The sequence below is a fragment of the Actinoalloteichus spitiensis RMV-1378 genome, assembly GCF_000239155.1.
GTDB classification, from domain to species: domain Bacteria; phylum Actinomycetota; class Actinomycetes; order Mycobacteriales; family Pseudonocardiaceae; genus Actinoalloteichus_B; species Actinoalloteichus_B spitiensis.
On the sequence record NZ_AGVX02000697.1, the window covers coordinates 1 to 1,180 of the forward strand.

The 1,180-nt window shown below is 73.3% G+C and carries 2 protein-coding genes; both read left to right on the top strand.

The window, feature by feature from the left end; translation table 11 throughout:
- Positions 1 to 886 (top strand): UbiA prenyltransferase family protein (locus ACTIDRAF_RS0224140; protein ID WP_016701250.1); only part of this gene is annotated, 886 nt, incomplete at its 5' end.
- 68 nt (positions 887 to 954) lie between these two features.
- Positions 955 to 1,180: glycosyltransferase family 2 protein (locus tag ACTIDRAF_RS0224145; RefSeq protein ID WP_026066448.1), on the top strand; the 226-nt coding region annotated here is incomplete at its 3' end.

The window sequence follows — 1,180 nt, forward strand, 5'->3', positions numbered from 1 at the left end:
GGGGGCGGGGCGGGCCGGCCCCCGGGACCTGATCCGCCTGGTACGGCCCAAGCAGTGGGTGAAGAACGTCGTGGTGGTGCTCCCACCGCTGCTGACCGCGCCCGCCGCCGTCCTGCCCTCCCTCTGGCCGCTCCTCGCCACGGTGCTGGCCTTCGTCGCCGCGTCCTCCACCGTGTACGTGCTCAACGACCTGCGGGACAGGCAGGCCGACCGGCTGCACCCGGTGAAACGGAACCGTCCGCTGGCCAGTGGCCGGGTCAGCACCGCGACCGCGTGGTGCCTCATCGCGGCGGGGTGCGCCGCGTTGGTCCTCTGGTCGCTGCTGCTCCCCTGGGCGGTGTCCCTGGTGGTCGGTGGCTACCTGGCTCTGAACCTCGCCTACTGCCTGGTGCTCAAGAACCGCCCGCTCGTCGACGTCTCCGTGGTGGCCACCGGGTTCGTCCTGCGGGCGGTGGCCGGATCGCTGGCGGTCGGGGCGGCCATCAACCCCTGGCTGGTGATCTGCGTGTACTGCGCGTGCCTGCTGTTGGCGGTGGGCAAGCGCCGCCACGAGCTGACGCTGGCCGAACGGGACCCGGCCGCGCTGGCGCACCGACCCACCCTGGCCAGCTACTCGGTGGCGTTCCTCGACCACGTCATCGTGGTCACGCTCGCGGCCGCCCTGATCAGCTACGCCAACTTCGTCGGGTTCGGTCCGACCGCCGCCGCCCCGGCGCTGGTGGTCCTCACCTTCCCGTTGGCGGCCTTCGCGGTCTTCCGGTACCTCCAGCTCGTCACGGTCCGGCGGACCGGTGGGGACCCGGGGTCCGACCTGTTCCGGGACGTCCCGACCGTCGTCAACGCCGGCCTCTGGCTGGCGGTGCTCGTCGTGGCGGGTGCCCTGTGAGCGCCGCGCGGCCGGCTGGGGCCGCCACGCCCGGCCAGGGGCGGAGCGCACCGGACTGGACACCGCTGGTGTCGGTCATCATCCCCAACTTCAACTACGCGCGCACCCTCGGCCGCTGCCTCCAGGCGGTCCTCGGGCAGACCTACCGCCGGGTGGAGGTGCTGGTCGTGGACGACGGCAGCACCGACGACTCGGTGGCGGTGGCGGGCCGGTTCGACTGCCGGGTCATCCGAACCCCGAACCAGGGGGTGTCGGCGGCGCGCAACACCGGTGTCGCCGCCAGCCACGGGGAGG